This window comes from Burkholderia sp. LS-044, assembly GCF_004803625.1.
Classification (GTDB): Bacteria; Pseudomonadota; Gammaproteobacteria; order Burkholderiales; family Burkholderiaceae; genus Burkholderia; species Burkholderia cepacia.
The window spans coordinates 777,623-804,409 of record NZ_SSWO01000001.1; the positions used below are offsets into that span (position 1 = coordinate 777,623).

At 67.4% G+C, this 26,787-nt stretch carries 24 protein-coding genes; 8 read left to right on the forward strand and 16 right to left on the reverse strand.

The features are described from left to right. Window positions 1-23: 23 nt before the first annotated feature. Window positions 24-1,397, reverse strand: coding sequence for an undecaprenyl-phosphate glucose phosphotransferase (locus tag E9536_RS03500; RefSeq protein WP_060083715.1), 1,374 nt, complete (start codon window positions 1,395-1,397; stop codon window positions 24-26). Between the two features lie 428 nt (window positions 1,398-1,825). On the opposite strand from E9536_RS03500, the gene E9536_RS03505 reads away from it, so the two are divergent. After that, window positions 1,826-3,352, forward strand: coding sequence for a mannose-1-phosphate guanylyltransferase/mannose-6-phosphate isomerase (locus E9536_RS03505; protein WP_027791024.1), 1,527 nt, complete (start codon window positions 1,826-1,828; stop codon window positions 3,350-3,352). 126 nt (window positions 3,353-3,478) lie between these two features. On the opposite strand, the gene E9536_RS03510 is transcribed toward E9536_RS03505, so the two are convergent. The 8 genes from E9536_RS03510 to E9536_RS03545 all read right to left on the reverse strand — a co-directional run bounded on the left by E9536_RS03510 (window position 3,479) and on the right by E9536_RS03545 (window position 10,608). Further along, window positions 3,479-4,420, reverse strand: a complete 942-nt coding sequence (locus E9536_RS03510) for a transposase (protein WP_136469411.1) — start codon at window positions 4,418-4,420, stop codon at window positions 3,479-3,481. Window positions 4,421-5,164: 744 nt separating this feature from the next. Next, on the reverse strand, window positions 5,165-5,746 hold the full coding sequence (locus tag E9536_RS03515; RefSeq protein WP_059684477.1) for a DUF3501 family protein: 582 nt from the start codon (window positions 5,744-5,746) through the stop codon (window positions 5,165-5,167). A 31-nt stretch (window positions 5,747-5,777) separates the two neighbouring features. Further along, window positions 5,778-7,115, reverse strand: a complete 1,338-nt coding sequence (locus E9536_RS03520) for a heterodisulfide reductase-related iron-sulfur binding cluster (RefSeq protein ID WP_136469275.1) — start codon at window positions 7,113-7,115, stop codon at window positions 5,778-5,780. 119 nt (window positions 7,116-7,234) lie between these two features. Then, entirely contained in the window at window positions 7,235-7,657 is a 423-nt protein-coding gene (locus E9536_RS03525) for a rubrerythrin family protein (protein ID WP_027791020.1), read from the reverse strand. A 335-nt stretch (window positions 7,658-7,992) separates the two neighbouring features. Beyond that, window positions 7,993-9,261 carry an RNA polymerase sigma factor gene (locus E9536_RS03530; RefSeq protein ID WP_136469276.1) on the reverse strand — a complete coding sequence of 423 codons (1,269 nt, stop codon included), beginning with the start codon at window positions 9,259-9,261 and terminating at the stop codon, window positions 7,993-7,995. Continuing rightward, window positions 9,258-9,674, reverse strand: a complete 417-nt coding sequence (locus E9536_RS03535) for a VOC family protein (RefSeq protein WP_060173108.1) — start codon at window positions 9,672-9,674, stop codon at window positions 9,258-9,260. The genes E9536_RS03530 and E9536_RS03535 overlap by 4 nt, the downstream gene beginning before the upstream one ends. 35 nt (window positions 9,675-9,709) lie before the next feature. Beyond that, window positions 9,710-10,129 (reverse strand): YciI family protein, encoded by a 420-nt coding sequence (locus tag E9536_RS03540; protein WP_021164039.1) that lies wholly within the window; start codon window positions 10,127-10,129, stop codon window positions 9,710-9,712. A gap of 125 nt (window positions 10,130-10,254) precedes the next feature. Next, window positions 10,255-10,608 carry a YciI family protein gene (locus E9536_RS03545; RefSeq protein ID WP_021164040.1) on the reverse strand — a complete coding sequence of 118 codons (354 nt, stop codon included), beginning with the start codon at window positions 10,606-10,608 and terminating at the stop codon, window positions 10,255-10,257. Window positions 10,609-10,812: 204 nt separating this feature from the next. On the opposite strand from E9536_RS03545, the gene E9536_RS03550 reads away from it, so the two are divergent. The 4 genes from E9536_RS03550 to E9536_RS03565 all read left to right on the forward strand — a co-directional run bounded on the left by E9536_RS03550 (window position 10,813) and on the right by E9536_RS03565 (window position 15,302). Next, window positions 10,813-12,678 carry an ExeM/NucH family extracellular endonuclease gene (locus tag E9536_RS03550; RefSeq protein WP_136469277.1) on the forward strand — a complete coding sequence of 622 codons (1,866 nt, stop codon included), beginning with the start codon at window positions 10,813-10,815 and terminating at the stop codon, window positions 12,676-12,678. 285 nt (window positions 12,679-12,963) lie between these two features. Next, on the forward strand, window positions 12,964-13,350 hold the full coding sequence (locus E9536_RS03555; protein ID WP_021157600.1) for a DUF883 family protein: 387 nt from the start codon (window positions 12,964-12,966) through the stop codon (window positions 13,348-13,350). A gap of 64 nt (window positions 13,351-13,414) precedes the next feature. Further along, on the forward strand, window positions 13,415-13,999 hold the full coding sequence (locus tag E9536_RS03560) for a YSC84-related protein (protein ID WP_027791015.1): 585 nt from the start codon (window positions 13,415-13,417) through the stop codon (window positions 13,997-13,999). Window positions 14,000-14,249: 250 nt separating this feature from the next. Further along, window positions 14,250-15,302, forward strand: a complete 1,053-nt coding sequence (locus tag E9536_RS03565; protein ID WP_027791014.1) for an AI-2E family transporter — start codon at window positions 14,250-14,252, stop codon at window positions 15,300-15,302. A 43-nt stretch (window positions 15,303-15,345) separates the two neighbouring features. Here the strand turns inward: E9536_RS03565 and E9536_RS03570 are convergent, their stop codons facing one another. The 6 genes from E9536_RS03570 to E9536_RS03595 all read right to left on the reverse strand — a co-directional run bounded on the left by E9536_RS03570 (window position 15,346) and on the right by E9536_RS03595 (window position 21,370). Further along, a complete protein-coding gene (locus E9536_RS03570; RefSeq protein WP_136469278.1) occupies window positions 15,346-15,861 on the reverse strand; it encodes a thioesterase in 516 nt (171 codons plus the stop codon). Window positions 15,862-16,068: 207 nt separating this feature from the next. Then, entirely contained in the window at window positions 16,069-17,085 is a 1,017-nt protein-coding gene (locus tag E9536_RS03575; RefSeq protein ID WP_021157603.1) for an NADP-dependent oxidoreductase, read from the reverse strand. Window positions 17,086-17,122: 37 nt separating this feature from the next. Next, window positions 17,123-17,911 (reverse strand): SDR family oxidoreductase, encoded by a 789-nt coding sequence (locus tag E9536_RS03580; protein WP_048022225.1) that lies wholly within the window; start codon window positions 17,909-17,911, stop codon window positions 17,123-17,125. A 469-nt stretch (window positions 17,912-18,380) separates the two neighbouring features. Further along, window positions 18,381-18,971, reverse strand: a complete 591-nt coding sequence (locus E9536_RS03585) for a phosphatase PAP2 family protein (protein ID WP_060194934.1) — start codon at window positions 18,969-18,971, stop codon at window positions 18,381-18,383. Between the two features lie 81 nt (window positions 18,972-19,052). Next, entirely contained in the window at window positions 19,053-20,369 is a 1,317-nt protein-coding gene (locus E9536_RS03590) for an Nramp family divalent metal transporter (protein WP_027791010.1), read from the reverse strand. Beyond that, window positions 20,318-21,370, reverse strand: coding sequence for a helix-turn-helix domain-containing protein (locus E9536_RS03595; protein WP_136469279.1), 1,053 nt, complete (start codon window positions 21,368-21,370; stop codon window positions 20,318-20,320). Before E9536_RS03595 ends, E9536_RS03590 begins: the two co-directional genes overlap by 52 nt. Window positions 21,371-21,868: 498 nt before the next feature. On the opposite strand from E9536_RS03595, the gene E9536_RS03600 reads away from it, so the two are divergent. Both E9536_RS03600 and E9536_RS03605 read left to right on the forward strand, forming a co-directional pair. Next, entirely contained in the window at window positions 21,869-22,792 is a 924-nt protein-coding gene (locus E9536_RS03600) for a LysR family transcriptional regulator (protein WP_136469280.1), read from the forward strand. Window positions 22,793-22,905: 113 nt separating this feature from the next. After that, on the forward strand, window positions 22,906-23,307 hold the full coding sequence (locus tag E9536_RS03605) for an OsmC family protein (RefSeq protein WP_059591685.1): 402 nt from the start codon (window positions 22,906-22,908) through the stop codon (window positions 23,305-23,307). 105 nt (window positions 23,308-23,412) lie between these two features. Here the strand turns inward: E9536_RS03605 and E9536_RS03610 are convergent, their stop codons facing one another. Then, entirely contained in the window at window positions 23,413-24,294 is an 882-nt protein-coding gene (locus E9536_RS03610) for a Dyp-type peroxidase (protein WP_124544201.1), read from the reverse strand. Window positions 24,295-24,783: 489 nt separating this feature from the next. Here E9536_RS03610 and E9536_RS03620 point away from each other — a divergent pair, with 489 nt between their 5' ends. Continuing rightward, window positions 24,784-26,646 (forward strand): ABC transporter ATP-binding protein, encoded by a 1,863-nt coding sequence (locus E9536_RS03620; protein WP_091920085.1) that lies wholly within the window; start codon window positions 24,784-24,786, stop codon window positions 26,644-26,646. Window positions 26,647-26,787 lie beyond the last annotated feature (141 nt).

Sequence of the window (26,787 nt, forward strand, 5' to 3'; positions counted from 1 at the left end):
CCTGCGTGGCGCGGCCTCGGTACTCAGTACGCGTTGCTGCCGGTGAAGCCTTTCCAGAGCGTCAGCACGACGATCTTGATGTCGAGCCAGAACGACCAGTTCTGCATGTAGTACAGATCGAGCTTCACGCGCCCCATCATCTTCTCGATCTGGTCGGTCTCGCCGCGAAAGCCGTTGATCTGCGCCCAGCCGGTGATGCCCGGCTTGATCCGGTAGCGGAACATGTAGCCCTTGACGAGATCCTTGTAGATGTCGTCGTGCGCGAGCGCATGCGGGCGCGGGCCGACGACCGACATCTCGCCCTTCAATACGTTGATGAACTGCGGCAGCTCGTCGAGGCTCGTGCGGCGCAGGAACCGGCCGACCGGCGTCACGCGCGAGTCGTTCTTGGTCGCCTGCGTGACCTGCCCGGCCACTTCCTGATGCACCTTCATCGAGCGGAACTTGTAGATCTCGAACTCGTGCCCGTCGATGCCCTTGCGTTTCTGGCGGAAGAACACCGGCCCGCGCGACGTCAGCTTGATCAGGCCGGCAATCAGCACCATCACCGGCGCAAGCGCGGTGAGCGCGGCCAGCGCGAACAGCCGGTCGAACACGAACTTCGGCAGGATCCGCACGTCGGTGATCGGCGACGCCGCGAGGTTGATCGCCGGCACGCCGAGCACCTCGACCACTTCCTGGTTGAAGAACGACAGCGTGCGCACGTCCGGGATGAAACGGATGTTGACGAAGTCGTGGCGGAACACGGTCACGATCTGGTGAATCCGGCGTTCCTCCGTGATCGGCAGCGTGAGCCACAGCTCGCTGATCGCGCGGCTGCGCACCAGCCACACCAGCGATTCGAACTGCCGCTCGATGCGCACGTCGTCGAGCGCGACCTCGCCCGGCGCTTCGCTTTCGTCGTATACGCACACCGGGTTGAAGCCGGCCTCCGGCCGCGCCCGCATCTGCGCGATCAGCCGCCGCGCCGCCGGCGTCCCGCCGACGATCGCGACCGCCTTCAGGTTGTAGCCGCCGCGGCGCAGCTGCCGCAGCACGACGTGCACGCAGGTTTTCGAGCCGGCGAGCAGCGCCATCGTCGCGAGCGCCCAGTAACCCAGCCACAGCCGCGACAGGTCGCCCGACTGGTGGAAGCTGAAGCTCATCAGGATGCCCGCGAGCTCGACCACGAGCCATGCGAACGCAACCCGGCCCACCAGCCCGACGAGACGCTTGCCGCGCCACGACTGGTAAATGCCGATGGCCGGAAAGAACACGACGACGAGCAGGCAGTCGAACAGCACCGTCGTGCGCTGCAGGTCGTTGAGCCAGATGCTGCCGTCGTGCAGTGCGGCGGCGATCAGCGCCCCCGCTACGACCATCGCGATATCGATGACTCTCGCCAGCACGCTCAACATGTCTGCTTCCTCTTTGAACAGGCGTTTGCCGAACAGCTCCTTGTGCGACCCGTGCCGCACATTCGATTCAAACGTTGCATGACGCTATTGAAGCGGTAAGAAAATTCCGCCTCAAGCGCACAAGTATTTCGAAAAATAATCGGAAATTCTTGCTGCGTAGTTTTTGAATTAAATCGGCAGCTTTTCCCGAAATGATCGCGAATCGGGAATTTTTCGGAAGCTTTACGGTTTCCGCTCACCCTTTGCGGACGGTCAACACCAGCCGATTCACCGATTTATTTTTTACTTTTTTATTTGCACCGGATGCTGGCGAGGAAAATTCTTCCCGGTGAATGCCCGGCGAATATCAGGCAATGGGCCCGGTTTTATTGTCGATTTACTTCATGCTACAACGGCAGGCACTGACTTCAACCGTGGAGAGTGTCAACATGAATGCTCCGGCCGTGGCTGCCGAAACGCGCCATTCCCCTTCCGCCGCACCCGCCGCCGGCACGCGCGTCGCCGTGCAACCGGTGATTCTCGCCGGCGGCTCCGGCACGCGCCTGTGGCCGATGTCGCGCGAACGCTTTCCGAAACAGCTGATCGGCTTGCTCGGCGAACATTCGTTGCTGCAGTCGACCGCGCTGCGCCTCGACGGCCTGGCGGGCGATCATCCGCTGACCGACGACGTGCTGATCGTATGCGGCGAGGATCACCGCTTCACGACCGCCGAACAGCTGCGCCTGACCGGCAAGTCCGCGTCGATCATGCTCGAGCCGATCGCCCGCGACACCGCGCCCGCACTGACGCTCGCCGCGCTGCGGCTCGTCGCCGACGGCAACGACGCGATCATGACCGTGATGCCGGCCGACCATGCGGTGGCCGACCTGCCGCGCTTTCACGCCGCGGTCGCAGCCGGCGTGCACTGCGCGAAGCAAGGCCGGATTGCGACGATGGGCATCGTGCCCAAGCACGCGGAAACCGGCTACGGCTACATCCGCGTCGGCGCGCCGCTCGGCGACGCCGCGACGGGCAGCCTCGACGTGCGCCGCCTCGATCGTTTCGTCGAGAAACCGCATCTCGAACTCGCTCGGCAGTACGTCGCATCGGGCGAATACTGGTGGAACAGCGGGATCTTCATCGTGCGCGCATCGGTGTGGCTGAAGGCGATCAGCCAGCTCGAACCCGCGATCTACGCGGCCTGCGAACAGGCCGTCGCCCAGGGCAAGGCCGACGGCGATTTCTTCCGCGTCGATCGCGATGCATTCGCCGCGTCGCCGTCGAACTCGATCGACTACGCGGTGATGGAGCCGCTCGCGAGCCTGCCGCAACTGTGCGAGAGCGTCGTCGTGCCGCTCGACGCGGGCTGGTCGGACGTCGGCTCGTGGGATGCGATCTGGCAGATCTCGGAGAAGGACGAAGCCGGCAACGTCGGCCGCGGCCACGTGCTGCTCGAAGACGCGGAATCGACGTTCGCGCATTCGGAAAGCCGGCTCGTCGCCTGCGTCGGCACGCAGAACCTCGTCGTCGTCGAAACCCCCGACGCCGTGCTCGTCGCGGACAAGTCGCGCGTGCAGGACGTGAAGAAAATCGTCGGGCGCATCAAGGCGCAACGCGGCGCGGAAGCGTCCGATCACCGCAAGGTGCATCGCCCGTGGGGCCACTACGACTCGGTCGACATGGGCGAACGCTTCCAGGTGAAACGCATCGTCGTGAAACCGGGTGCGCGACTGTCGCTGCAGATGCACCACCACCGCGCCGAACACTGGATCGTCGTGCGCGGCACCGCGCGCATCACGCGCGGCGACGAAACGTTCCTGCTGTCCGAAAACGAATCGACGTACATCCCGCTCGGCGTGTCGCATCGCCTCGAGAACCCGGGCAAGATGCCGCTCGAGCTGATCGAAGTGCAGTCGGGCGCGTATCTCGGCGAGGACGACATCGTCCGCTTCGACGATACCTACGGCCGCCAGTAATACACGTGCGCCCGGGGCGCCGCTTCGACGGCGGCGCCCCGGGCAATGCAGGCAGGCATGGAAAGACGAGGCTTCCGCGCGGGCGTCGTGGCACACGACGGCCCGCCCGTTTCACCGGTGCGGCGATCAGCCTACGCGGTACACGTATTCGCGACGCTCCTGCTGCACCGGATCGTTGCGGCTTTCGGACAGCGCGCCCGTGTGACGCTCGGCGATGAAGCGCTTGATGTCCGACTCCGCACGCGCGAGCGCGGACAGGCCGGCCAGCACCTCGCCTTGCGGCGCGCGTGCCGGTTCGTCGCTCGCGCCATGGCGATCGATCCACTGACGTGCCCAGTCGAGCGCGAACTGCTCGGCTTCCTCGGCATCGGTGAAGCGCGGGCCGATCAGGCCCGAACGCTCGACGCGCCGCTCGTCCTGCGAGATCTCGGCCCACGCGCGATACATCAGGTTCTGCACGGGCTGCGCGATGCCGCGGATCGTATAGCCGCGATACTCGTCGACTTGCGGTTCGGCCGCGGCGAAGCTCGCCGACGACGCACGCGCATGGCGCAACTCCCCCGACCGCGCGCCCGGCACCACGAACGACGCGTCGGACGGCCGCGCTTCGGCGTCGTCCTGCATCGACGACTGCGACGCGCCCTCGCCCTCCCAAACGTTTGCGTGCGCGACCGGCAATTGCCACGACTCGGGGTTTTGCCAGAACACACCGCGCAAGCGATCGTTGTCGGGCACGGGCTCGGCACGGCGTGCGGGCACGACCGGCACCGGCGGCGGCGGGATATACGCGAACGTGCGCCCGCTGAACTGGGTCAGCACGTCGATCATCTGCAGCAGCGTGCCGGACGCCAGCCATTCCTCGTAACGGCGACGGCACGTCGGCCCGGACGGATAACGACCGGGCAGCTTCGACCAGGCTTCACCGGTCGTCAGGATCCAGAGCACCGCGTTGGCGACGACGCGCGGTTCGGCACGCGGACGCCCACGACGGTTCAGCCGGATGGGTTCATCGGCGATCAGCGTTGAAAGACGAAACCACTCTTCATCGGTAAGCTCATCGAAGAACATAGTAGATCTCTCCACGCAGCCAGGCCGGGGCTGCGATTGGCGGCGCCATCGCGACACATCGCGTCGCGGGGCGGCCAGGTTGCACATTATGCTTATCCGGTGTTGTGCATGCCGGTGCGACACCGCACTTTCACGGTGCCGCCATTCCCGGCAATGGCGCACAAATCACGGTCTCACTCCAATGTGGGAATTTTTGTGCACGAAGCATACCATCCCTAGGGTTTATCTCAATATGACAATGACTTAATGTTACGCACTGAAACAACCTGCCAAGGGTGCGTAATGTATTTACGCTTGAATTTTTTTGCGGGATCTTTATGCCCGACGCTGCAAAGGCCCGTCTGGCGGGGCTCTACAGCGTATGAAGAATGCCCGCGAATGGGCATTTTCGGGTCGCTCCGACCCCTGCCGGCAACAATCCCGCGCATTGCTGCCCAACATCGGTAAATCAGGGAAAAAAGCGTAACAAGATATTCACGAATCGGTAAATCATTCAAATTTCGCCGATTTTAATTATCTCCGTGCACAATCTTTTTATTGTTTCTCTGCGAGTGATGAAAGCCCGGTGACGTGCGATGCACGTCTTTCGCTGCATGCAAGTTCGTGACGCCTGTTACATCTTCGCGGCGGCAGGCGAGCGAAACGCGCCGCGTCGCGTGCGGAGATCGCGTTTCGGGTCGGAACGGAAAATGGAAACCGGTGCGCGGGACGCACCGGACGTGCGGCTGACGTGCGGCGGATGCGTCAGCGCAGATCGCCGGCCAGCGATGCGGTCACGTCCGCGTCCACGCGCTGCGCCGGCATCGTGTAGGCCGGGTGATCGCAGCCGATCGACAGCGCCGCCCCGCCCTTGAGCGCCGCGCGCATCGGCGCGTCGAGCTCGAAGCGCACGAAGTGCACGGCCGACGTCTTCTCGGCGTTGTCGCGCTCGAGATCCTCGTCGGCGATCGCGTAGATGCGCGCGTGCCCGTCGACCTGCAGGTACACGCGATCCTCGACACCGATCAGCCGCGCGAGCGCCGCGCGCCGTTCGACCTCGTGCTCGTACTCGATCTGCATCGTCGCCTTCAGGTTCGTGCCGTCGGGCACGAGCGGCAGATACGCTTCCAGCTCCCCTTCGATGCCGGCCTGGTCGAAGATCTTCTCGATGTGCAGCATCTCCTGGATCTGATAGCGGATCGTCGTCTCGTCCTCGAACAGGAAGCGCAGGTGGTTGCCGAGGGCCACCGCGCGGCGGCGCTTGTACGCGACCAGCCGCGCATGTTCGGCCTTGCGGATCTTCGCGTACGCTTCGAGCGTCAGCAGGGAATCGCGGGTCAACGTCATGGGATGTCCTCGTGGGTCGGCCGGCGGCGGCTCAGATGCCGTATGCGCGGCGCAGCAGCGTGAGCGGATGCGCGAGCGGCGCGGACGGCAGCCCGTTGTCGTCGATGCCCTGCACGATGTGATGGCCGGCCAGCGCGCAGTCCGACGACACGAAATCCGGCTGCGGCTCGGCCATCGCCTTGAACACGGGCCCGCCGATCCGCATCGCGTCCGCATGAAACTCCTTTTTCACGCCGAACGTGCCCGCGTGGCCCGAGCAGCGCTCGACGACGTTCACGCGCGTATCGGGCACGAGCGACAGCGCGTCGGCCGTCTTGCGACCGATGTTCTGCACGCGCGCATGGCACGGCACGTGATACGACACGGTGCCGAGGCCCGTCTTGAAATCGGTCTTCAGCAACCCGTCGCGATGCCGCGCGATCACGTATTCGAACGGATCCCAGAATGCGTCGGCCACCGCGCGCACCGCGTCGTCGCCGGGGAACATCAGCGGCAGCTCGCTCTTGTACATCAGCACGCAGCTCGGAATCGCGCCGATCAATGCATAACCTTCGCGCGCATAGCGTTCGAGCACGGGCAGGTTCACGTCCTTCTTCGCGGCCACGCCGGCGAGATTGCCCTGCTCGAGCAGCGGCATTCCGCAGCAGGCTTCTCGCGTGACGAGCTCGTAAGGGATGTCGTTGTGCGCGAGGATCGCGAGCAGGTCGTGGCCGATGCCCGGTTCATTGAAATTCACGTAGCAGGTCGCGTAGATCGCGACCTTGCCGGGCGTGCGTTCGCCGTCGCGCACGGGCAGGCCGTCCGACGGTTTCGCCGCGCGCCGGAACTTGCGCGGCGCGAATTCCGGCAGCCACGCATGGCGATCGACGCCGAGCGTCGCTTCGAGCGCATGACGCGCGGGCGGCGTACGGTTCACCGTGTTCACCGCCTGCGTGACGATCGGAATGCCGGCAAAGTGACCGAGTGCGTCGGTGTTCGACAGCACCTTGTCGCGCAACGTCGCTTCGCCGCGCTTGTAGCGCGCCGCCTTGCCGCGCAGCATCAGGTGCGGGAAATCGACGTTCCATGCGTGCGGCGGCACGTACGGGCATTTCGTCATGTAGCAGAGGTCGCACAGGTAGCACTGGTCGACGACCTTGCCGAACGCCGCCTTCGGCACTTCCTCGATATCGCCCATCGGCGTGTCGTCGACCAGGTCGAACAACGTCGGAAACGCGCCGCACAGCGACACGCAGCGCCGGCATCCGGCACAGATGTCGAACACGCGCGTCATTTCCGCATCGATCGCGGCCTGGTCGTAGAACGCGTCGGACTGCCAGTCGAGCGGATGCCGGGTCGGGGCTTCGAGACTGCCTTCCTTGTGGGGCATGGGGCGCTCCAGCGTGGCGCGCATGCGCGCCAGCGCCGCCCGCGCGATGCGGGCAGCGATGAACGAACAGCCGGCCGCTTGCCGGTCGCACGGCCTGCCGTGCGGCCCGCGGCGGCCCGTCAGTCGACGAGACTGTCCAGCGCCTTCGTATAGCGGTTCGCGTGGCTGCGTTCGGCCTTCGCCAGCGTCTCGAACCAGTTCGCGATTTCGTCGAAGCCCTCGTCGCGCGCCGTCTTCGCCATGCCCGGATACATGTCCGTGTATTCGTGCGTTTCGCCGGCGATCGCCGATTCGAGATTCTGTCGCGATGAACCGAACGGCAAGCCCGTTGCCGGATCGCCGACGGCTTCCAGGTATTCGAGATGGCCGTGCGCATGGCCGGTTTCGCCTTCGGCGGTCGAGCGGAACAGCGCGGCGACGTCGTTCTGGCCTTCGACGTCAGCCTTCGAAGCGAAATACAGATAACGCCGGTTCGCCTGCGATTCGCCCGCGAATGCGGCCTTCAGGTTCTCTTCGGTTTTGCTGCCCTTGAGTTGAGCCATTTGCGCCTCCGTTCGAGTCGGCGCGGCCGCGTGCGAAGCCGGGCCGATCAGGTATGTGGGGAACGATGCGTGCGCTGCGGCGCGGCGCGCGCATCGTGCTCTTCAATCTAGGCGCTCGCGTTCGCATCCCCCAATAGGCTTTTTCAATCCGGACGATAGTCGGCGCGTTGCGCGGCGGGGCGCGATGCGCGGCGGGGTGGTGCGCGGGGTACGCGTGTGCGGGGTACGGTGTGCGGTGTGCGGTGTGCGGTGTGCGGTGTGCGGTGTGCGGTGTGCGGTGTGCGGGGTACGCGTGTGCGTGCTGCGTGCTGCGTGCTGCGTGCGTGCCGCGTGCCTCACGCGTCGGTCGCACGCTTCAGCAGCAATTCGCGCTCGCGCTCGTTGCGGGTCAGTTCCGCCGCACGCCGGAACTCGATCTTCGCCTCGTCGGCGCGGCCGAGCTTCGCGAGCAGATCGCCGCGCACGCTCGGCAGCCAGTGATAGCGCGCAAGCGCGGGATCGTCGCGCAGCACGTCGACGAGTTCGAGCGCCGCGGCGGGCCCGAACGCCATCCCGACGGCCACCGCGCGATTCAGTTCGACGACCGGCGACGGCGCAACCTCGGCGAGCGCGTCGTACAGCGCGACGATCTGCGCCCAGTCCGTGTCCGCCGCCTGCCGCGCACGCGCATGGCATGCGGCGAGCGCAGCCTGCAACGCATACGGCCCGCGCACGCCGCCGAGCTTCGCCGCCTGCTCCAGCGCCGCGAGGCCGCGCCGGATCAAGAGCTGATCCCAGCGGCTGCGATCCTGGTCGAGCAGCAGGACGGGCCGGCCCTGCGCGTCGGTACGCGCGTGCATGCGCGACGCCTGCAGTTCCATCAGCGCGACGAGCCCGAGCACTTCGCTCTCGTCCGGCGCCAGCCCGGCCAGCACGCGGCCGAGCCGCAGCGCCTCGTCGCACAGCGCCGGGCGCGTCCAGTCGTCGCCCGCGGTCGCCGCGTGGCCTTCGTTGAACACGAGATAGATCACTTCGAGCACCGACGCGAGCCGCGCGGGCCGCGCATCGGCGGCCGGCACCTCGAACGGCACGTGCGCGGCCGCGAGCGTGCGCTTGGCGCGCACGATCCGCTGCGCGATCGTCGGCTCGGGCGTCAGGAACGCGCGCGCGATCTCGCCCGTCGTCAGCCCGCCGAGCAGCCGCAGCGTCAGCGCGACGCGCGCATCGGTCGACAGCACCGGGTGGCACGACGTGAAGATCAGCCGCAGCAGATCGTCGCCGATGTCGTCGTCGCTCGCGTCGGCGAGCGCATCCGCGATGTCGGGCACGACATGCGATTCGAGCGCGTCCATCTCGTGGCCGAGCTGGTCGCGCTTCGCCGCGTGGAGCGACTCCTGCCGGACCCGGTCGAGCGCGCGGCGTTTCACGGCCGTCATCAGCCACGCGGCCGGGTTGTCGGGCACGCCGTCGACGGGCCAGTGCTCGAGCGCCGCGACGAGCGTGTCCTGCGCCAGTTCCTCGGCCACGCCGACGTCGCGCACCACGCGCGCCGCGCGCGCGATGATCTTGGGCGCCTCGATCCGCCAGACCGCTTCGATCGCACGGTGAGTCGCCTCGAGCGTCACGACGCCTGCCCCTGGGCGGACGCATCCAGCGGCATGGCCATCAGCTCCCATGCATGGCCGTCCGGATCGTCGAACCCATGGCCGTACATGTTCGGATACTCGCGCGGCGCCTGCGGCGCGGACCCGCCGGCCGCGAGCGCCTTCGCGACGATCGCGTCGACCTCGGCGCGGCTGTCGCACGACAGGCACGTCAGCGCCTGCACCTGCGTCGCCGGATCGACGATGGTCTTGGCGGTGAAGGTCTGGAAAAACGGCCGCACGAGCAGCATCGCGAAAATCGTGTCGCTGATCCTGATGCAGGCGGCCTGTTCGTTGGTGTAGGCCGGCACGACCTCGAAACCGAGTGCCTGGTAGAACGTCTTCGCGCGCGGCAGATCGGCCACGGGCAGGTTGATGAAAACCATCTTGTGCATGACGGATGCTCCGGTGAACTTGGATTCGGGTGGATTCAGGCCTGGGTGCGGCCGACGTGGAGATCGCGGAACCGCTCGACCGCGTCGCTCGGGGTGAGGTCGTCGAGCTCGAACAACGGCCGCACCTCGATCTCGCAATCCATTTCGGCGCCGAACGGCGCGGGGAACCGGCGCGTCCATTCGAGCGCCTCGTCGCGCGAACGCACCTGGATCAGCGTATAGCCGGCGATCAGCTCCTTCGTTTCGGCGAACGGGCCGTCGATCACCGTGCCCTTGCCGCCCGTGTAGCGCACGCGCCAGCCGCGCGCGCTCGGCCGCAGCCCGTTCGCGTCGAGCAGCACGCCGGCCCTGGCCAGTTCCTCGTGGTAGACGGTCATGGCTTCGACCAGCCGGTTGTCCGGCAACGCGTCGGATTCGCTGACGGCGTTCGCCCGGATCATGATCATGAATCGCATCGTTTACTCCTTGTCATCGGTGGAAGGCGGCGCCCGTTCGGCGGCGCCTTATCCGGACGACGGCCGGAAGACGCCCGGATCGACACGTTCCGCGACCAATCAGGGTAAATACCGAGTCGCGGCATTCACAGGAAGCACGGGCCGACCGCGCGCACCTCGACCGTGCACCACTGCGCGGCCGGGCACTGGCGCGCGATCTCGATCGCTTCCTCGCGGGTGTCGACGTCGACGAGGAAGAAGCCGCCGACCATCTCTTTCACCTCCGCGAACGGGCCGTCGAGCAGGCGCGTCTCGCCGTCGCGCACCTGCACGCGCGTGCCGCGCTCGGAACGCTCCAGCGACTCGACACCGCGCAGCACGCCGCGCGCCTTCAGCGTCTCGGCGAAATCGACCATCCGCGCGTACAGCGCCTGGCCTTCGTCGAGCGTGCGCTCGGCGCGCTGGTCGGTCGGCTCGACAATCAACAGCATGTAAGACATGGATTTCTCCTGTGGGAACGGGGCGCGGCAGCGTGTGCTGCGCGATCGGGATGCGCCGCCGATGCAAAAGCGTAACAGCCGCCGTGCGCCTTGCATCGTCGGCCGTTCGGCACACTGGCCGGACGGCCAATTTGGCCGCTTCCTGACATTTTGCCGTCAAGATGCTTTCCCGAATCGTCGGATTTTCTTCCTGTGGACCGCCCCATGTCACGCCTGCTTTCGCCGCCTGCCGTTGCAGCGTTCGTCGTCCTCTTCGCCCTCTTCGTCCTCCTCGCCGGGCCCGCCGCGGCCGCGCCGCCGGTCAGCGCCGGCTGCGGCGGCGCAACCACGCCGATTGCCGACCTCCGCGGCGCCGGCGGCCCGTCGCCGCTGGCCGGGCAAACGACCTCGATCGAAGCGGTCGTCACCGCGGCATTCGCCGGTGCCGACGGCCTGGGCGGCTTCTTCGTCCAGCAGGCCGACGCACAGCGACGGCACCGGCCGGGCATCCCCGAAGGCGTGTTCGTGTACGCACCGAACGCACGTGCGAAGGCCGGCGATCTCGTGCATCTCACGGGCCGCGTCGACGAGCGATACGGCCGAACGCAATTCACGCTGTCGGGCGGCATGACCGTCTGCGCACGCGGGCAGACCGTCACCCCGGCGACGCTCACGCTGCCGGTCGCCACGCTATCGGTGCTGGCCGCGCATGAAGGCATGCGCGTGCGCCTGCCGCAAACGCTGACGGTCAGCGATACCCACGCACTCGGCCGCTACGGCAGCGTCGTCCTCAGCCACGGCCGGCTGCGCACCCCGACCCACATCGCACCGCCGGCCGAGGCCGCCGCGCTCGCGGCAGCCAACGCACGCAACCGCATCGTGCTCGACGACGGCTCGACCCGCCGCGATCCCGCAACCGTGCGCTATCCGCCCCCCGCGCTCAGTGCCGCCAACACGCTGCGCGCGGGCTACACGGTGCGCGGCGTCGAGGGTGTGCTCGAACTGCGCTACGGCGCATGGCGGCTGCAACCGGTGGCCGGCGCGGCGCCGGTCTTCGATGCCGCCTCGAACCCGCGTACCGATGCGCCGGCCCGTCATCCCGATGCCGACGCGCGCATCGTGTCGTTCAACGTATTCAACTATTTCAATGGTGACGGGCACGGCGGCGGATTCGATGCCCCGGCCGGCCGAGGAGCGAAAACGCCCGCCGCGTTCGCGCGGCAGGAGGCGAAGATCGTTGCGGCATTGCGCGCGCTGCGTGCCGACGTGATCGGGCTAATGGAAATTGCGAACAACGGCCACGGCGACGCGAGCGCCGTGCGGCGTCTCGCCGCGCGGCTTGGCGAAGGCTGGCGCGCGGTCGATCCCGGCACCGCGCGGCTCGGCCGCGATGCAATCGCGGTCGCGCTGCTGTACGACAGCCGCACGATCGAGCCGGTCGGCCGCGCCGCAACCGTCTCGCTCGGCGGCCGGCATCGCCCGCCGCTCGCGCAGACATTCCGGCGCATCGGCGGCACGCGCGCGTGGACGGTCGCGGTCAATCACCTGAAATCGAAAAACTGCCCGGACGCGACCGGCGCCGATCTCGACCGGTCGGACGGCCAGGGCTGCTGGAACGCGGCGCGCACGCGGGCCGCCGTGCGCATCGCCGACTGGCTCGCCGGATCGCCGACCGGCGCCGCGGCCGATGGCGTACTGCTGGTCGGCGACCTGAACAGCTACGCGAAGGAAGATCCGGTTCGCGCGCTCGAGTCGCGCGGCTACGCGAACCTGGTGGCGCGCTTCGTCGGCAATGCTGCGTACAGCTACGTATTTCGCGGCGAGGCCGGCAGCCTCGATCACGCGCTCGCGACGCCGGCCCTGACCGCGCGCGTCAAAGCCGTACACGTCTGGCACATCAACGCCGATGAGCCGTTTGCACTGCAACCCGTGCCCGATTACAAAACGGCCGCACTTCGGTCGTCCTATTACGCACCCGACGCGTATCGATCGTCGGACCACGATCCCGTCGTCGTCGACCTCGCACTGGACAACGGCTCGCGAATGCCGGTCGCAGGCACAAACCCTGCTCGCCCGTACGGCGTCGATTAGTGCATTTGCATCAGCCCATCGCCTGCAATGGCACTATTTACCTGGTACCCCGGGCGACGCCATATTTACCGGGCATTCACTTCATATCGCTTCTTGTTGCACGCGTTTCGCCCATTTGAGAATTTTTTTCAATCTTCGCGCGGCCCCGCGTGGCGGGGCTTTCAGGCAATTCCGCCAACGAATTGAAAATTTGTCTCGAAACTCAACCGGGCCAAGCGAATCACATTAGTTGCTGGGATTCGTCTTATCTTCAAATTGGCCTTGAATCGAAGGAGGATAAACACCATGGCGCTCACTGACTCGATCGAACACAAGCTGGACCGCGGCCTGTCCGACATTCGTCGCACGGGCCGGCGCGTGGGACGCACGACGCGCTCTGCCGCCCGCGACCTGCATGCCGACGTCACCGACGATCTGCGCGGGCTGGTCGATGAACTCGAGGATCTGCTGAAAAACGACGGCGACGGCGATATCGCCGCGCTGCGCAAGCGTGTGCAATCCAGGCTCGATGAAGCACGCGGCGCGCTCGACCATGCGTCGGGCAGCGCAGCCGCCCGGCTGCGCGATTCCGCCGAACGCGTGTCGCAGGTCGTGCAAGACAACCCGTGGCAAACCGCCGGCGTCGTTGCCGGCCTCGCGTTCGTTGCGGGCCTGCTCCTTGCCCGCCGTTGAACGGAGCCGGCCGTCCCGCCGCCCGCCCCGTCCGTCATCAATCAGACAAAGAAGGAGAAACGCCATGCAGAAGACCTTTGCCATGAAAGCCGCCGCTGCCGTCCTGCTCGGCAGCCTCGCGCTCGCCGGCTGCACGACCACCCCGGACAAGCCGGAAGGCGCCGCGGCCAGCGCGTCGAAGCGCCAGTCGATCGACGCCAGCGTCAACGCGACGCTCTCGCGTCTCTATTCGACGGTGCCGGGCTCGCGTGAACTCGTCGCGAAATCGCGCGGCGTGCTCGTGTTCCCGAGCGTGCTGCAGGCCGGCTTCATCGTCGGCGGCCAGTCCGGCAACGGCGCGCTGCGCGTCGGCGGCAGCACGGTCGGCTACTACAACACGTCGTCGCTGTCGGTCGGCCTGCAGGCCGGCGCGCAGTCGAAGGCGATCGTGTTCCTGTTCATGACGCAGGATGCGCTCGACTCGTTCCGCAAGTCCGAAGGCTGGTCGGCCGGCGCCGACGCGTCGGTCGCGGTCGTGAAGGTCGGCGCGAACGGCGCGGTCGACTCCAACACGGCCACCGCACCGGTCGAGGTGCTGATCCTGACCAACGCCGGCCTGATGGGCGACCTGTCGGTGAACGGCACGAAGGTCACGAAGCTCAACATCTGACGATGCGGCACGCGGCGTTGCGCCGCGTTTGCTTCCCGGCAGCGCCGCGGCCCCGGCCGCGGCGTTTTCGCATGTGCCGCGCGTAGCCGCTATGATGGCGGCACCTTTGCGGGCATACTCCGGTTCGGGCCGCCCGGCGGATGGCCGCCCGCAGCGCGTTGCGCCGGGAACCCGTGACGATCGCGAACCGATCGCGCACGGGGCAACGAGATTCAATCAAACCACGCATCAATCTGCGCGAATGTCATCCATGGATAGCGGACACGACCACCAAAAATTCTTCTATTTCCTGCTGGCCGCGGTCACCGTCGGACTCTGCTGGATTCTCACGCCGTTCTCCGGCGCCGTGTTCTGGGGCACCATACTCGCGATCCTCTTCCAGCCCGTGCAGCGGTGGCTCGCCGCACGCTTCGGCAAGCGGCGCAACCTGGCCGCGCTCGTGACGCTGTCGCTGATCGTGCTGATCGTGATCCTGCCGCTCGTGTTCGTCGCCGCGACGCTCGTGCAGGAAATCGCGTACGTGTACCAGGAAATCAAGACCGCGCAGCCGAACTATTCGCAGTACTTCCAGGACATCATCCACGCGCTGCCTACGTCGATCCAGCACCTGCTGCAGAAATACGGCCTGAGCAACCTCCCGGGCATCCAGAAGAAACTGACCGATGGCGCCGCGCAGATCAGCCAGCTCGCGGCAACCCAGGCGCTCAGCATCGGCCAGAACACCTTCCAGTTCGTCGTGAGCTTCGGCGTGATGCTGTACATGGTGTTCTTCCTGCTGCGCGACGGCGGCGAGATCGGCCGCCGCGTGCGCCGCGCGCTGCCGCTCGACGACGAGCACAAGAACCTGCTGCTGGCCAAGTTCACGACGGTCGTGCGCGCGACGGTGAAGGGCAACATCGCGGTCGCGCTCGTGCAGGGCGCGCTCGGCGGCCTGATCTTCTGGATCCTCGGGATCGAAGGCGTCGTGCTGTGGGGCGCGCTGATGGCGTTCCTGTCGCTGTTGCCCGCGATCGGCGCGAGCCTCGTATGGGTGCCGGCCGCGCTCTACTTCCTGATGATCGGCGCTGTGTGGAAATGCGCGATCCTTGTCGCGTTCTGCGTGGGCGTGATCGGCCTCGTCGACAACCTGCTGCGCCCGATCCTCGTCGGCAAGGACACGAAGATGCCCGACTGGGTCGTGCTGATCTCGACGCTCGGCGGGATGGCGCTGTTCGGCATCACCGGCTTCGTGATCGGGCCGCTCGTCGCCGCGCTGTTCATGGCGAGCTGGGACATCTACGCACGCGCCGAACAGGGCGAATGACGCAACGCGTGGCCGCGTGCCACGCCCCTGCCGACACGCGCCGTCACGGATGACGAATGCGGATCACGACGGGCGCCACGGCGCCCGTCGCGTCATCCGCCGCGAGCGTCATCACGCCGCCATACGGACCCACGCGATACGGGCGGCCCGATACCAGCGGCACGCTTCGATCTTCGCGCGCATCGCGCCACGTTGCGCGCACACCCGACGCGGCATCCGGTACGAACGGCGCGCCGTCGGGCCCGACCAGCGCCACATGAGCCCCCGGCAAGCGCCGGCCATGTGCATCGAACCGCAGTGTGGCCACCGCCCCGCCGCTCTCCACCTCGCGTCCCGGAACCACCACGCCCGACCGCGCGTCGAGCGTCACGTCGTAGAGATCGACGAGCGCGCCGGCAAACCGCACGATACCGCCCGGCGCGGCATGCCCGGCCGCCATTGCGCTCGACATCGCAAGCGCAACACCAAGCCCGATCGCCATCCTCGGCACAGTACCGGCGCGCCACACCGTTCGATTGCGCGTCGCCGCCGATGCCGCCCGCTTCGCGTCGTTTCGCATGTTTACGCTCCTCTTCCGTGTAACCAGAAAAAAAGGCGACGTGACGCGTCGGTCACGCCGCCATCTGCTGGCAATCACTTTAGGGAGACACGCCCCGACAATATATGAGACAAGTCCGAAACTTAGGCCCGGTTGATCGAACGCATCATGGTCGACACCCCCTCGCGGCAGCGTGCGAACGACATCGCACGCCGTGCCGCGGGCCGGTCACGCGTCCGGATCGACGCGCAGCACGAGCTTGCCGCGATGATCGCCGTCGAACAGGCGATTCAGCACGTCGGGCGCGTTTTCGAGACCGTCGGCGACCGTCTCCTCGGCCTTGAGCCGGCCGTCGCGCAGCCAGCCCGAGAGCGTCTGCACGGCCTCGCGGCTCTTGCGATAGTCGAGGATCAGGAAGCCGCGCATCGTCAGCCGCTTCGAGATCAGCACGCCGACGTCGTCCGCCGCACGGCCGCTGTTGTAGTTCGAGATCACGCCGCACAGCGCGACGCGCCCGCCGATCACCATCCGCGACAGTACCGCGCGCATCACCTCGCCGCCGACGTTCTCGAAATTCACGTGCACGCCGTCCGGCGTCGCGGCCTTCAGCTGCTGACGGAAATCGTCGGCCTTGTAGTCGACGGCCGCATCGAAGCCGAGCGTCTCGGTCAGGTAGCGGCACTTGTCCGCGCCGCCCGCGATACCGACCACGCGCGCGCCGTGGATCTTGCCGATCTGGCCGGCGATCGAGCCGACCGAACCGGCTGCCGCCGATACGACGAGCGTCTCGCCCGGCTGCACCGGCGCGATGTCGGTCAGCCCGTAATACGCGGTCAGTCCGCTCATCCCGCACGCGCCGAGCAGCGTCGGCAGCGGCAGGCCCGACTGCGCGGGCAACTTCACGAGCTGCGCGGCCTGGTCGGCCGGCACGACCGCGTAGTCCTGCCAGCCGACGAGCCCCTGCACGAGATCGCCTTCCGCGAAACCCGCGTTGCGCGACGCCACCACGCGCCCGATGCCGAGCGCGCGCATCACCTCGCCGATCGCCACCGGCGGCAGGTATTGCGGCACGTCGCTCATCCACACGCGGTTGGTCGGGTCCATCGACAGGTACAGCACGCGCACGAGCACCTCGCCGTCCGCGAGCGCCGGCACGGGCGCTTCGACGAGCGAGAAATGTTCACGGCCGACCCGCCCTTCCGGGCGCGTCTTCAGCAGCAGTTGGCGGTTCACGGGTGTGGACACGATGTTCTCCTCCGGTCGTTGTTGTTCGGGATGCGCGTCAGACCGCGCACATGCCGCCGTCGATCACGAGTTCGGCGGCCGTCACGAAGCGGCTCTCGTCGGACGCAAGATAAACGGCCGCGTGCGCGACGTCGTCCGGCTCGCCGAGCCGGCGCAGTGGAATGCCGCGCGCGAGCTTGCGCGTCGCGTCGCGTTCGCCGAGCGTCTGGAACAGCGGCTCGACGATGCCCGTGCGGATGAACGCCGGGTGAATCGAGTTGCAGCGCACGTCGAGCTCGCGGCGTGCGCAGTCGATCGCGACCGACTTCGTGAGCGACGCGACGGCCGCCTTCGACGCGTTGTACGCGGTGAAATCCGGCTCGACCTTGAACGCGGCGACCGACGAGATGTTGATGATCGATGCGGGATGGCTTTCGGCCAGATACGACAGCGCATGCTTGCAGCCGAGCACGATGCTCTCGACGTTGATCGCCATCACGCGCCGCCATTCGTCCAGCTCGATTTGCGCGGGCGAGCCGATCGAGCCGACGCCCGCGTTGTTGACGAGCACCGACAGCCCGCCCATCGCGTCGACCGCCTGCGCGAGCAGCGCCTGCCAGCGCGCCTCGTCGCGCACGTCCTGCGTCGCGGCGAACGCGACCGGCGTCGCATGGCCTGCATTGAGTTCCTGCGCGAACGCGTCGAGCACCGCCGCGTCGGCGATGTCGGTCACGAACACGCGCGCGCCCTGTTCGACCATCCGGCGCGCGATCGCGCGGCCGAGGCCGCCCGCGGCGCCCGTGATGTATGCGCACTTGCCGGCAAGGCGCGAAGAAACGACTGTCATGTGACCATCTCCTATCGTGAATCGTCGTCGCGGAACGCTGCCGCGACGGATGTTCCGTGCCGGTTCCCGCCAGCGCGGGCCGGTTGACCATGCGTCGCCATCACGAGGCGCCGCACGGTTTCCGCGAGTATATCGAGATGAGCGTGACGCGCGCCGGACACGCCGGGCAGCCTGCCCCGGTTGAACGACAGCCAGCGTACGCGAATGCCGCCGATCGATGAAATGAATATTCGTTATGCCCGGTCATAGGCTCGACTCATGACCTTCGCGTGCCGTCACGCACGCGCAAGCCGGCGCGGCCGGTCACGCAGACCGGCCGGTTCGTCGAATCGTGTCATGGCGAGGGTCGCGTTCCGCGCAGGCGAGGAAGCAATCGGGAAAACGGGCGGCGAGGAATCGCGCGACCGCCGGGCGAATGCGGAAGGAAATCGACAGGAAAGCGGCGCCGGCGCACCGCGGCCGGCGACCGTCAGAAACCGTCGCCCGACGGCGCGCGCACGAACGCGCAGAGTTGCGGCGAATGCGTGTCGATCATCTGCTGGAACGGCGCGCGGTGCCCGTACGCGATGCCCGACACGAGCAGCAGGCAGACGGCCGCGACGCGCGGCGAGAATGCGCGCTGCCGCGCACCGTCGTAGCCGCGCAGGAACACCAGCGCGACCAGCGCGCCGAGCATCCAGCCGACGATCACTTCAGGAACGGTATGCGAATGATCGAACACGCGTGCGACGGCCGTGACCGCGCCGATGGCCAGCCCGGCCGCGATGCCGGGCACCTTGCCCGTCCGGAACGCCTGCCACAGCATCGACAGCGCGACGGTCCACACCGACGTCGACAGCATCGTATGGCCGCTGATCACGCGGAAATCGAATTGCGGAAGCTCGATGCCGCACCCGGCATACAGGATCTTCGTGGCGCCGACGACGCCCATGCCGGCGGCGAGCAGCACGCCCCAGCGGGCGGCGAGGCGCCAGTCGGTCAGCGCGAGCCAGGCCGCGCAGGTCAGCGCGATCGGCAAGGTCAGCGCGGCATCGCCGATGTTGCTGATTTCACTCCACATAACGGACTTCGGACGACGATCGAAAGGCCGCAGTTTACCGCATGCGCGCCGCGCGACTGTGTCAGCCTGTGACAGGCTGTATCAGCCCGCGACACCGGTAATCAGCAGCAGGTTCGTGCCGGTGATGACGACGAACAGCGCCCACGCGGCGGCCTGCATCCCGCGCCCGATCGTGTGCTCGCCCATCGTGTTGCGATCGCTGACCGAGCGGATCAGCGGCCACATCGCGAACGGCAGCTGCAGGCTCAGCAGCACCTGGCTCCATACCAGCAGTTTCCCGACCGAGCCGTCGCCGAGCCACAGCACGCCGATCAGCGCGGGCACGAGCGCGAGCCCGCGCGTGATCAGCCGGCGCTGGTAGCACGGAATCTTCGTATGCAGGAAGCCGTCCATGATCACCTGGCCGGCGATCGTGCCGGTGAGCGTCGAACTCTGCCCCGACGCGAGCAGCGCGATGCCGAACAGCAGCGCGGCCGCGCCGCCCGCGATCGGCGTAATCAGGTTGTAGGCCTGCTCGATGTCGGTCACGTTGTGCTGGCCCGTCGCATGGAACGCCGCGCCCGCGACGATCAGGATCGCCGCGTTGACGAGCATCGCGACGAACAGCGACACGCAGGTATCGATGCGCACCAGCGCGAGCGTGTCGCGGATCACCCCGCGCGCCCCGCCGACCACGCGCCGCGTCTGCACGACCGACGAATGCAGGTACAGGTTGTGCGGCATGATCGTCGCGCCGACGATGCCGAGCGCGAGCACGATCGCGTCCTTGCGGTCGTGGCCCGGATCGCCCGGCACCAGCCCGCCGGCCACCGCGTGCCAGTCGGGCGGCGTGATCGCGACCTGCGCGACGAAGCAGAACGCCATCGTCGCGATCAGCGCGAGCACGATCGCCTCGATCTGCCGGAACCCCTTGCCCTGCAGGCCGAGCACGATCACCGTGTCGAGCGCGGTCAGCACGATCCCCCACGCGAGCGGCACGCCGAGCAGCAGCTTGAACGCGAGCGCGCAGCCGAGGACTTCCGCGATGTCGCACGCGATGATCGACACTTCGGCGGTCACCCACTGCACGATGCGGCCGAACCGCCCGTAGCGGTCGTAGCTGGCCTGCGCGAGATCCCTGCCCGCCACGAGGCCGAGCCGCGCCGCGAGCATCTGCAGGAAGATCGCCGCGAGGCTCGAGAACGCGACGACCCACAGCAGCGAATAGCCGAACTGCGAGCCGGCCTGGATGTCGGTCGCCCAGTTGCCGGGATCCATGTAGCCGATCGCGACCAGCAGGCCGGGCCCGAAGAAGCGCTTGAGCTTCTGCCAGCGCGGCGCGCCGGCATCGATCGTGATGCTGCCCTTTACTTCCGACGGGCAGAAAGGGGCGGTGGCAGTGGTGGGGAGGAAGGACATGGAAACCGGGAATCGAAATCGCGACAGGACGATTCTACGGGTATCCGTCCGGTTTTTTCCCGCGCGGCGGCGCACGGGGCGCATTGCCCCCCGGCGCCGTCGCAGGCCTCCCCGTGCGCATCGGCCGGCGGGGCGCCGCGAGTGAGGATCCTTTCACGCTCGGAGACGCGATATTCGGTCGGCGACATCAGCATGCGCTGGCGGAACAGCTTCGCGAGCCGCTCGCCGCTGCCGAACCCGGTGCGGCGCGCGACCTTGTCGGCCGGCAGCGTCGTGTGAACCAGCATGTGGCAGGCGCGCTCGAGCCGCACGTGCTGGACGAATTCGGTCGGCGTCACGCCGATCTCCTTCTTGAAGCGCCGCAGGAAATTGCGCTCGCTCATCGCGGCGGCCTGCGCGGCGTTCGCGATCGAGATGCGGTTCACGCTCTGCGCGCGCAGCCGCTGCGCCGACATCCGGATCGACGGGCTCGCGCTCAGCTCGCGAAAGGCCCACATCGACTGCGCATAGCGCTGCTCGACCGGCCGCAGCATGTTGCTGGCGATCTCCTGCGCGGCGCCGTCGCCGAGATCGACGCGGAACATGTCGAGCACCGCGGCGAACACGTCGGCTTCCCCGACCTGCAACTCGACCGTCGTGGCGACCCGGCGGCCGGCCCGGCCCGGCCGCCCTTCGATCGCCGCCGACGGTCGCTGCATGGCCGCGAGCGTCGGCAGGTCCATCGCGTCGACGATCCAGCGCGCATGGCGGCGGATGTCGGTGAGGCGACGCTGCAATGCGTCGTCCCAGTTGACGGCCGCACGGTCGCCGTGAAGATGAAAGAACGCGAGCGCGCGGCGACCGTGCTCGTCGCCGAGCGGATCTGCCGCGATGCTCACGCCGGACGACGACTGCAACAGCCCCCCGCTTTCGGATACGTACTTCAACTGATAGTCGGCACTGTGTGCGTGCAGGCGATTCGCCAGATTGAAAGCCTCGCCGATACGCGCGGCCTGGGCCAACGAAAACCCCGTACTCAAATAGATAACGACCCACCTCTGATCTGCTGCATTCACTGGCCAAGCCCCCGACTTGTTTCGACTTCTTCTAATACCGTCGAACTGTCAGGCTTATATTTGGTTTGAATGCGTGCGACAGGACGGCTATCCCGAAATATGAAGCGACGGCATCTTAGCCGAACGGGTCGCGGCTTTGGCGCGAAATGGCCGACGTGGACAGCATGATGGCGGATTACTACAGGCTGCCAGGGGTTGCCGGCGGGCCGGTGCGGAATTGCACGGGCCGATATCGCCAATTGTTACGATTGTGTACATCGAAATCCGTGCATTTTCACGACGACGAATTGCGTCGGGTATCCGGATAAATGCACAGCCGAATATCGGCGCAAACGATATCCCCATGTATTCAATACCGTCGATCGCCACGCAGGAAAGCCCGCGTATCCGTTGCCTGCGCATCCTTTAGAATCGCTCCACCATTCACCACGCCACCCGCGCCCCGTGCCCGCCGACCATCGTCTCGACCTGAACCTGTTTCGCGTGCTCGACGCCGTCTACGTGCATGGCGGCATCGGCGCGGCCGCCCGCGCGCTGCATCTCACGCAGCCGGCCGTCACGCACGCGCTCAACCGGCTGCGCGCGCATTTCGACGATCCGCTGTTCGTGCGCCAGGGCAACCGTGTTGTCGCAACCGAACGCACGCGCTCGATCATCACGGACGTGCAACTGCACCTGAAGGGCCTGCAAGGCACCGCGCGCGCGCCGTCGGCGTTCGATCCCGCGACGCTCGACCTGAGCATCGCGGTGGGCATTCGCGACGTGCTCGAATCGATCGCGCTGCCGCGGATCGTCGCGGCATTCGCCGACGAAGCGCCGGGCCTGCGGCTCGTGAGCCGTCGCATCGCGGTAGCCGGGATCGAACGCGAACTTGCATCGGGCAATCTCGATCTCGCCGTCGATCGCCGCGTGCCGACCTGCCCGCGCATCGCCACCGAACACCTGCTCGACGATTCGCTCGTCGTCGCACTGCGACGCGATCATCCGCTTGCGCGCGAGCCGTTGCGGCGCGGCGACTATTTCGCGGCGCAGCATGTCGCGGTGTCGTCGCTCGGCGAGCCGCAATCGCTCGACGTGCTGCTCGGCAACGACGGCCGCTTTCGCGATATCCGGCTCACCTGTCAGCACTATTTCGCCGCGTGCCAGATCGCCGCGACCGGCAACCTGCTGGTCACGCTGCCGCACACCTATGCGTTGCGGATGGCCGCGATGCTGCCGATCGTCGTGCGGCCGCTGCCGTTGCGGCTCAAGCCGTTCCCGCTCCTCGCGTACTGGCACGAATCGCGCGACGCCGATCGCGCGCACCAGTGGGTACGCGAGCGCATCGCCGCACTCGTGCGCAGCAGTGCCGGCGGCGCGGACGCGTAGCCGCATCGCCGTCGCCGTCGGGGCGGTATGCTGACGGCTGCGCGCCGCCGCGCGGCGCCCACTTTCCGCTTCCCGACTCCCTTTTTTCTTTTCCCGCTGACCGGAGACTTGCCATGTCGCTCATCCACGCCGCCGCCGTCCTCGACGCCGATGCGCCCGATTACGTCGTCCAGCTTCAGGCCGGCACCCACGCGCTGACCGGCGACGAAGCCCCACGCGAGGGCGGCCAGGATCGCGGGCCGGCGCCCTATGAATTCGTGCTGGCCGGCCTCGCGCAATGCACGGCCGCGACGCTGCGCATGTACATGCAGCGCAAGGCGTGGCCCGCCGCGCGTATCGACGTGCGCACCGAGTTGCATGCCGATCGCGAAGGCACGCAGTACGTGCGCCGTGTCGTGACGCTCGACGGCCCGCTCGACGATGCGCAACGCCAGCGCCTTGCCGAAATCTGCGAGAAGACGCCGGTCACGCAGTTCATCAAGCGCGGCACGCGGATCGACACGACGTTGAACTGATACGCAACGCACACGACACACGATCACCGCGCAAATCGCCGCGCAAAAGGAAACGGGGGGCCGCGCACGATGCGCGGCCCCCCGTTCGTCGATCCCGTCAGGCGCTTACAGTCCGAGCGCGGACAGGTCGAGCTTGCCGTCCTTCATCGGCGGGCACCAGAAATACGCGCCCGTCAGCGGCCGCGTGAAGCGGAACAGGCCGTCGACGATCCCGTCTTCCGCGCCGCTCATCCGGCGCATCTGCACGTCGAACGCGCGGAACGAGCAGCCGAACGCCACGAAGTAGAGCCCCGCGCGGCGCGCGTCCGACCACGGCGACGAACGGCGCAGCATGAACGCTTCGGGCTCGAAGCTTTCCTGCGCGGTACGCTTCACGTGCGCGAACTCGGGTGCGTCGTCGAGTTCTTCATTGTCCGAGCGGCGGCGCCCGATGATGTTGTCCATGTCGCCCGACGGAATGCGCTCCATCTGCTCGAAGTCGTGCAGCCATTGCTGGACCGCGACGAAGCTCGCACCGTCGAGCCCCGCGCCCTGCCCGGTCACGATCGCCGCGGCCACGGCTTCGTCGCCTTCGGGGTTCTCGGTGCCGTCCTCGTAGCCGGACAGGTCGCGATCGTTCGAATAGCGGAAACCGTCGACCGCATCCTGCAACGCGAACGCCGGCGCCAGCGCGCGTTCGATCGCCCGCGCGCGCAGCACGATCTCGCCGCGATCGCCGCCGCGCAGCCAGACCCACACGTCGGCCGGCGTCGCCGGCAGCGTGCGGTCCTTCACCGCGAACGCCGGGAATCCGGTCAGGCCCGGCACCGGGTGCCCGAGGTGCGCCGCCAGCGCATGTCCGAACCCGACGACCGTGTCGCGTCCGTCGACGATCTCGCGCAACGCGGCCAGCGCCGCCGCCACATTGCCGTCGTTCGACATCGTGAAAGTGAGGTATCGGGCCGCCGTATCGATCGGGGTCAGGATGCCTTGCTGAACGTCGCTCATCGTTTCCTCAGGAATGTATCGTGGTGAATCTGCGAGGGCCGCGGCGCGGTGCGCCGCAAACGTCGAAGTGTAATCGATGCGTGTGCCGGCCCCTGCGCTGCCGCACTGTGGAAGGCCCGCAAAAGCAGGGCCGAAGCCCTGAATACTAACCGTATCGACGCTGCAACGCCGCATTCGTCAGACGTTGCGGGGCGCGCGGCACTGCTGATAGAATCTTTCCACGTCTTTTCGGCGTCCTTTCAACCGTTCACTTCAGGGGAGGTGCAGATGTTCCGAATGCCAGCAACCTTCCCGAACGTGGTCCCACGGCGCAGCTGATCCAGCCCGCCGTCCGCGCCGGCTCCCGAGTTTTCCACTAACCCGTCAGCCGCGCCGTTTCCCGACAGCCCGTTTCGTTTCGCCGCACGGTTTCCGCGCGGCCCGGCTGTTGCGTTTTCGATGTTCGCCCAACCGGAAAGCCCCGTCGCGCGATGCGCCGGGCAACGATAAATGACCAGAAAAACCACCCTTCTGGGCGGCCAGGCATTCCAGGCCGTCTTCGGCTTCACCTTCCGTTACTGGCGCAAGCAGCCGGCCCGCACCGCCACGGTCGCGAGCCTCGCGCTGCTCGCCGCGCTCGCCGACGTGCTCACGCCGCTGTTCGCCGGCCGCCTCGTCGACGCGCTGTCGACCGGCCTGACCGACCGCGCCGCCGCGTGGCATGCAGCCCTCGTCGCGTTCGGCACACTCGCCGCGCTCGGCCTCGGCGCGACGGTGCTGCGACAAGGCGTCTACCTGAACATCATCACGCTCACGCTGAAGATGATGAGCGAGATCGCGGCCGCATCGTTCCATCGCGTGCAGCGCTTCTCGACCGACTGGCACGCGAACAGCTTCGCGGGCTCGACCGTGCGCAAGATCACGCGCGGCATCTGGGCGCTCGACCTGCTGAACGACACGGTGCTGATCGCGCTGTTGCCGTCGGTCACGATGCTCGTCGGCGCGACCGTGCTGCTCGGCACGCACTGGCCCGTGATGGGGCTCGTCGTCGGCGCGGGTTCGCTGCTGTACATCACGGTGACGGTTGCGGTGTCGCTCGGCATCGTCGCGCCGGCCGCCCGGCTCGGCAACCTGTGGGATACGCGCATGGGCGGCGCGCTCGCCGATGCCGTGAGCTGCAACGCGGTCGTGAAGGCGTTCGGCGCGGAAACGCGCGAGGAAGCGCGGCTCGCCCGCGTGATCGGCAAGTGGCGGCAACGCACGCGCCGCACGTGGGTGCGCGGCACGCTCAACGGCGGGTTGCAGGGCGCGATGCTCGTCGCGATGCAGGCCGCGATGATCGGCGTCGCGCTGCGGCTGTGGGCGAACGACGAGGCGAGCGTCGGCGACATCGCATTCGCGCTGACGATGTTCTTCATGCTGCAGGGCTACCTGCGCGACGTCGGCATGCACATCCGCAACCTGCAGCGCTCGGTCAACGACATGGAAGAACTCGTCGCGCTCGAACGCCAGCCGCTCGGCATCGACGATCGTCCCGGCGCGCCGGCCATCCGGATCGGGCAAGGCGAGATCCGCTTCGAGCACGTGACGTTCCGCTACGGCAACCATCCGGTGCCGCTGTACGACGATTTCTCGATGCGCATCGCGCCGGGCGAGCGGGTGGGCCTCGTCGGCCACTCGGGGTCGGGCAAGACGACGTTCATCAAGCTGATCCAGCGCCTGTACGACGTGTCGGGCGGCCGCATCACGATCGACGGCCAGGACATCGCGCAGGTCCGGCAGGATTCGCTGCGCAGCCAGATCGCGATCGTCCAGCAGGAGCCCGTGCTGTTCCACCGCACGCTCGCCGAGAACATCGCGTATGCACGCCCCGACGCGAGCCGGGCCGACATCGAGCGCGCCGCGCGGCTCGCCAGCGCGCACGACTTCATCGCCGCGCTGCCGGACGGCTATGACACGCTGGTCGGCGAACGCGGGATCAAGCTGTCGGGCGGCGAACGCCAGCGGGTCGCGATCGCGCGCGCGTTCCTCGCCGATGCGCCGATCCTGATCCTCGACGAAGCCACGTCGAGCCTCGACAGCGAAAGCGAGCTGCTGATCCAGCAGGCGATGGAGCGGCTGATGGTCGGTCGCACGACGCTGGTGGTCGCACACCGGCTGTCGACCGTGCGCGCGCTCGACCGGCTGCTGGTGCTCGACCGCGGCAAGGTGATCGAGGAAGGCAGCCACGACGCGCTGATCCGCATCGACGGCGGCATCTATCGCCGGCTGTTCGAGCGGCAGGCGCTGGAACTCGCGAAGGGGCTCGCCGATTCGCCGCGGCGCACGGCGGACAATCATGCCGGGCCGCTCGGCGAGCCGGCCGAGGCGTGACGCAAGAAAGGCGCGACGCGCGCCGGTGGTGCGGTCATCACCGCCGGCACGCGTCGACAAATGGATCCGGATCGAGGCCGTGCCAGGTGCACGGCCTTTTTTCGGCCGCGAATTCCGCCCGCCCCTCCGCAAGCCGCGCGC

What these genes read in the sequence shown, in the direction of transcription:
- E9536_RS03555 (WP_021157600.1), top strand. Translation starts at nt 12,964, where the DNA reads ATGGCGCTCACTGACTCGATCGAACACAAGCTGGACCGCGGCCTGTCC.
- E9536_RS03610 (WP_124544201.1), bottom strand. Translation starts at nt 24,294, where the DNA reads ATGAGCGACGTTCAGCAAGGCATCCTGACCCCGATCGATACGGCGGCC.
- E9536_RS03620 (WP_091920085.1), top strand. Translation starts at nt 24,784, where the DNA reads ATGACCAGAAAAACCACCCTTCTGGGCGGCCAGGCATTCCAGGCCGTC.
- E9536_RS03535 (WP_060173108.1), bottom strand. Translation starts at nt 9,674, where the DNA reads ATGCACAAGATGGTTTTCATCAACCTGCCCGTGGCCGATCTGCCGCGC.
- E9536_RS03585 (WP_060194934.1), bottom strand. Translation starts at nt 18,971, where the DNA reads ATGTGGAGTGAAATCAGCAACATCGGCGATGCCGCGCTGACCTTGCCG.
- E9536_RS03580 (WP_048022225.1), bottom strand. Translation starts at nt 17,911, where the DNA reads ATGACAGTCGTTTCTTCGCGCCTTGCCGGCAAGTGCGCATACATCACG.
- E9536_RS03560 (WP_027791015.1), top strand. Translation starts at nt 13,415, where the DNA reads ATGCAGAAGACCTTTGCCATGAAAGCCGCCGCTGCCGTCCTGCTCGGC.
- E9536_RS03605 (WP_059591685.1), top strand. Translation starts at nt 22,906, where the DNA reads ATGTCGCTCATCCACGCCGCCGCCGTCCTCGACGCCGATGCGCCCGAT.
- E9536_RS03520 (WP_136469275.1), bottom strand. Translation starts at nt 7,115, where the DNA reads ATGCCCCACAAGGAAGGCAGTCTCGAAGCCCCGACCCGGCATCCGCTC.
- E9536_RS03565 (WP_027791014.1), top strand. Translation starts at nt 14,250, where the DNA reads ATGGATAGCGGACACGACCACCAAAAATTCTTCTATTTCCTGCTGGCC.
- E9536_RS03515 (WP_059684477.1), bottom strand. Translation starts at nt 5,746, where the DNA reads ATGACGTTGACCCGCGATTCCCTGCTGACGCTCGAAGCGTACGCGAAG.
- E9536_RS03590 (WP_027791010.1), bottom strand. Translation starts at nt 20,369, where the DNA reads ATGTCCTTCCTCCCCACCACTGCCACCGCCCCTTTCTGCCCGTCGGAA.
- E9536_RS03550 (WP_136469277.1), top strand. Translation starts at nt 10,813, where the DNA reads ATGTCACGCCTGCTTTCGCCGCCTGCCGTTGCAGCGTTCGTCGTCCTC.
- E9536_RS03525 (WP_027791020.1), bottom strand. Translation starts at nt 7,657, where the DNA reads ATGGCTCAACTCAAGGGCAGCAAAACCGAAGAGAACCTGAAGGCCGCA.
- E9536_RS03510 (WP_136469411.1), bottom strand. Translation starts at nt 4,420, where the DNA reads ATGTTCTTCGATGAGCTTACCGATGAAGAGTGGTTTCGTCTTTCAACG.
- E9536_RS03545 (WP_021164040.1), bottom strand. Translation starts at nt 10,608, where the DNA reads ATGTCTTACATGCTGTTGATTGTCGAGCCGACCGACCAGCGCGCCGAG.
- E9536_RS03505 (WP_027791024.1), top strand. Translation starts at nt 1,826, where the DNA reads ATGAATGCTCCGGCCGTGGCTGCCGAAACGCGCCATTCCCCTTCCGCC.
- E9536_RS03500 (WP_060083715.1), bottom strand. Translation starts at nt 1,397, where the DNA reads ATGTTGAGCGTGCTGGCGAGAGTCATCGATATCGCGATGGTCGTAGCG.
- E9536_RS03540 (WP_021164039.1), bottom strand. Translation starts at nt 10,129, where the DNA reads ATGCGATTCATGATCATGATCCGGGCGAACGCCGTCAGCGAATCCGAC.
- E9536_RS03570 (WP_136469278.1), bottom strand. Translation starts at nt 15,861, where the DNA reads ATGCGAAACGACGCGAAGCGGGCGGCATCGGCGGCGACGCGCAATCGA.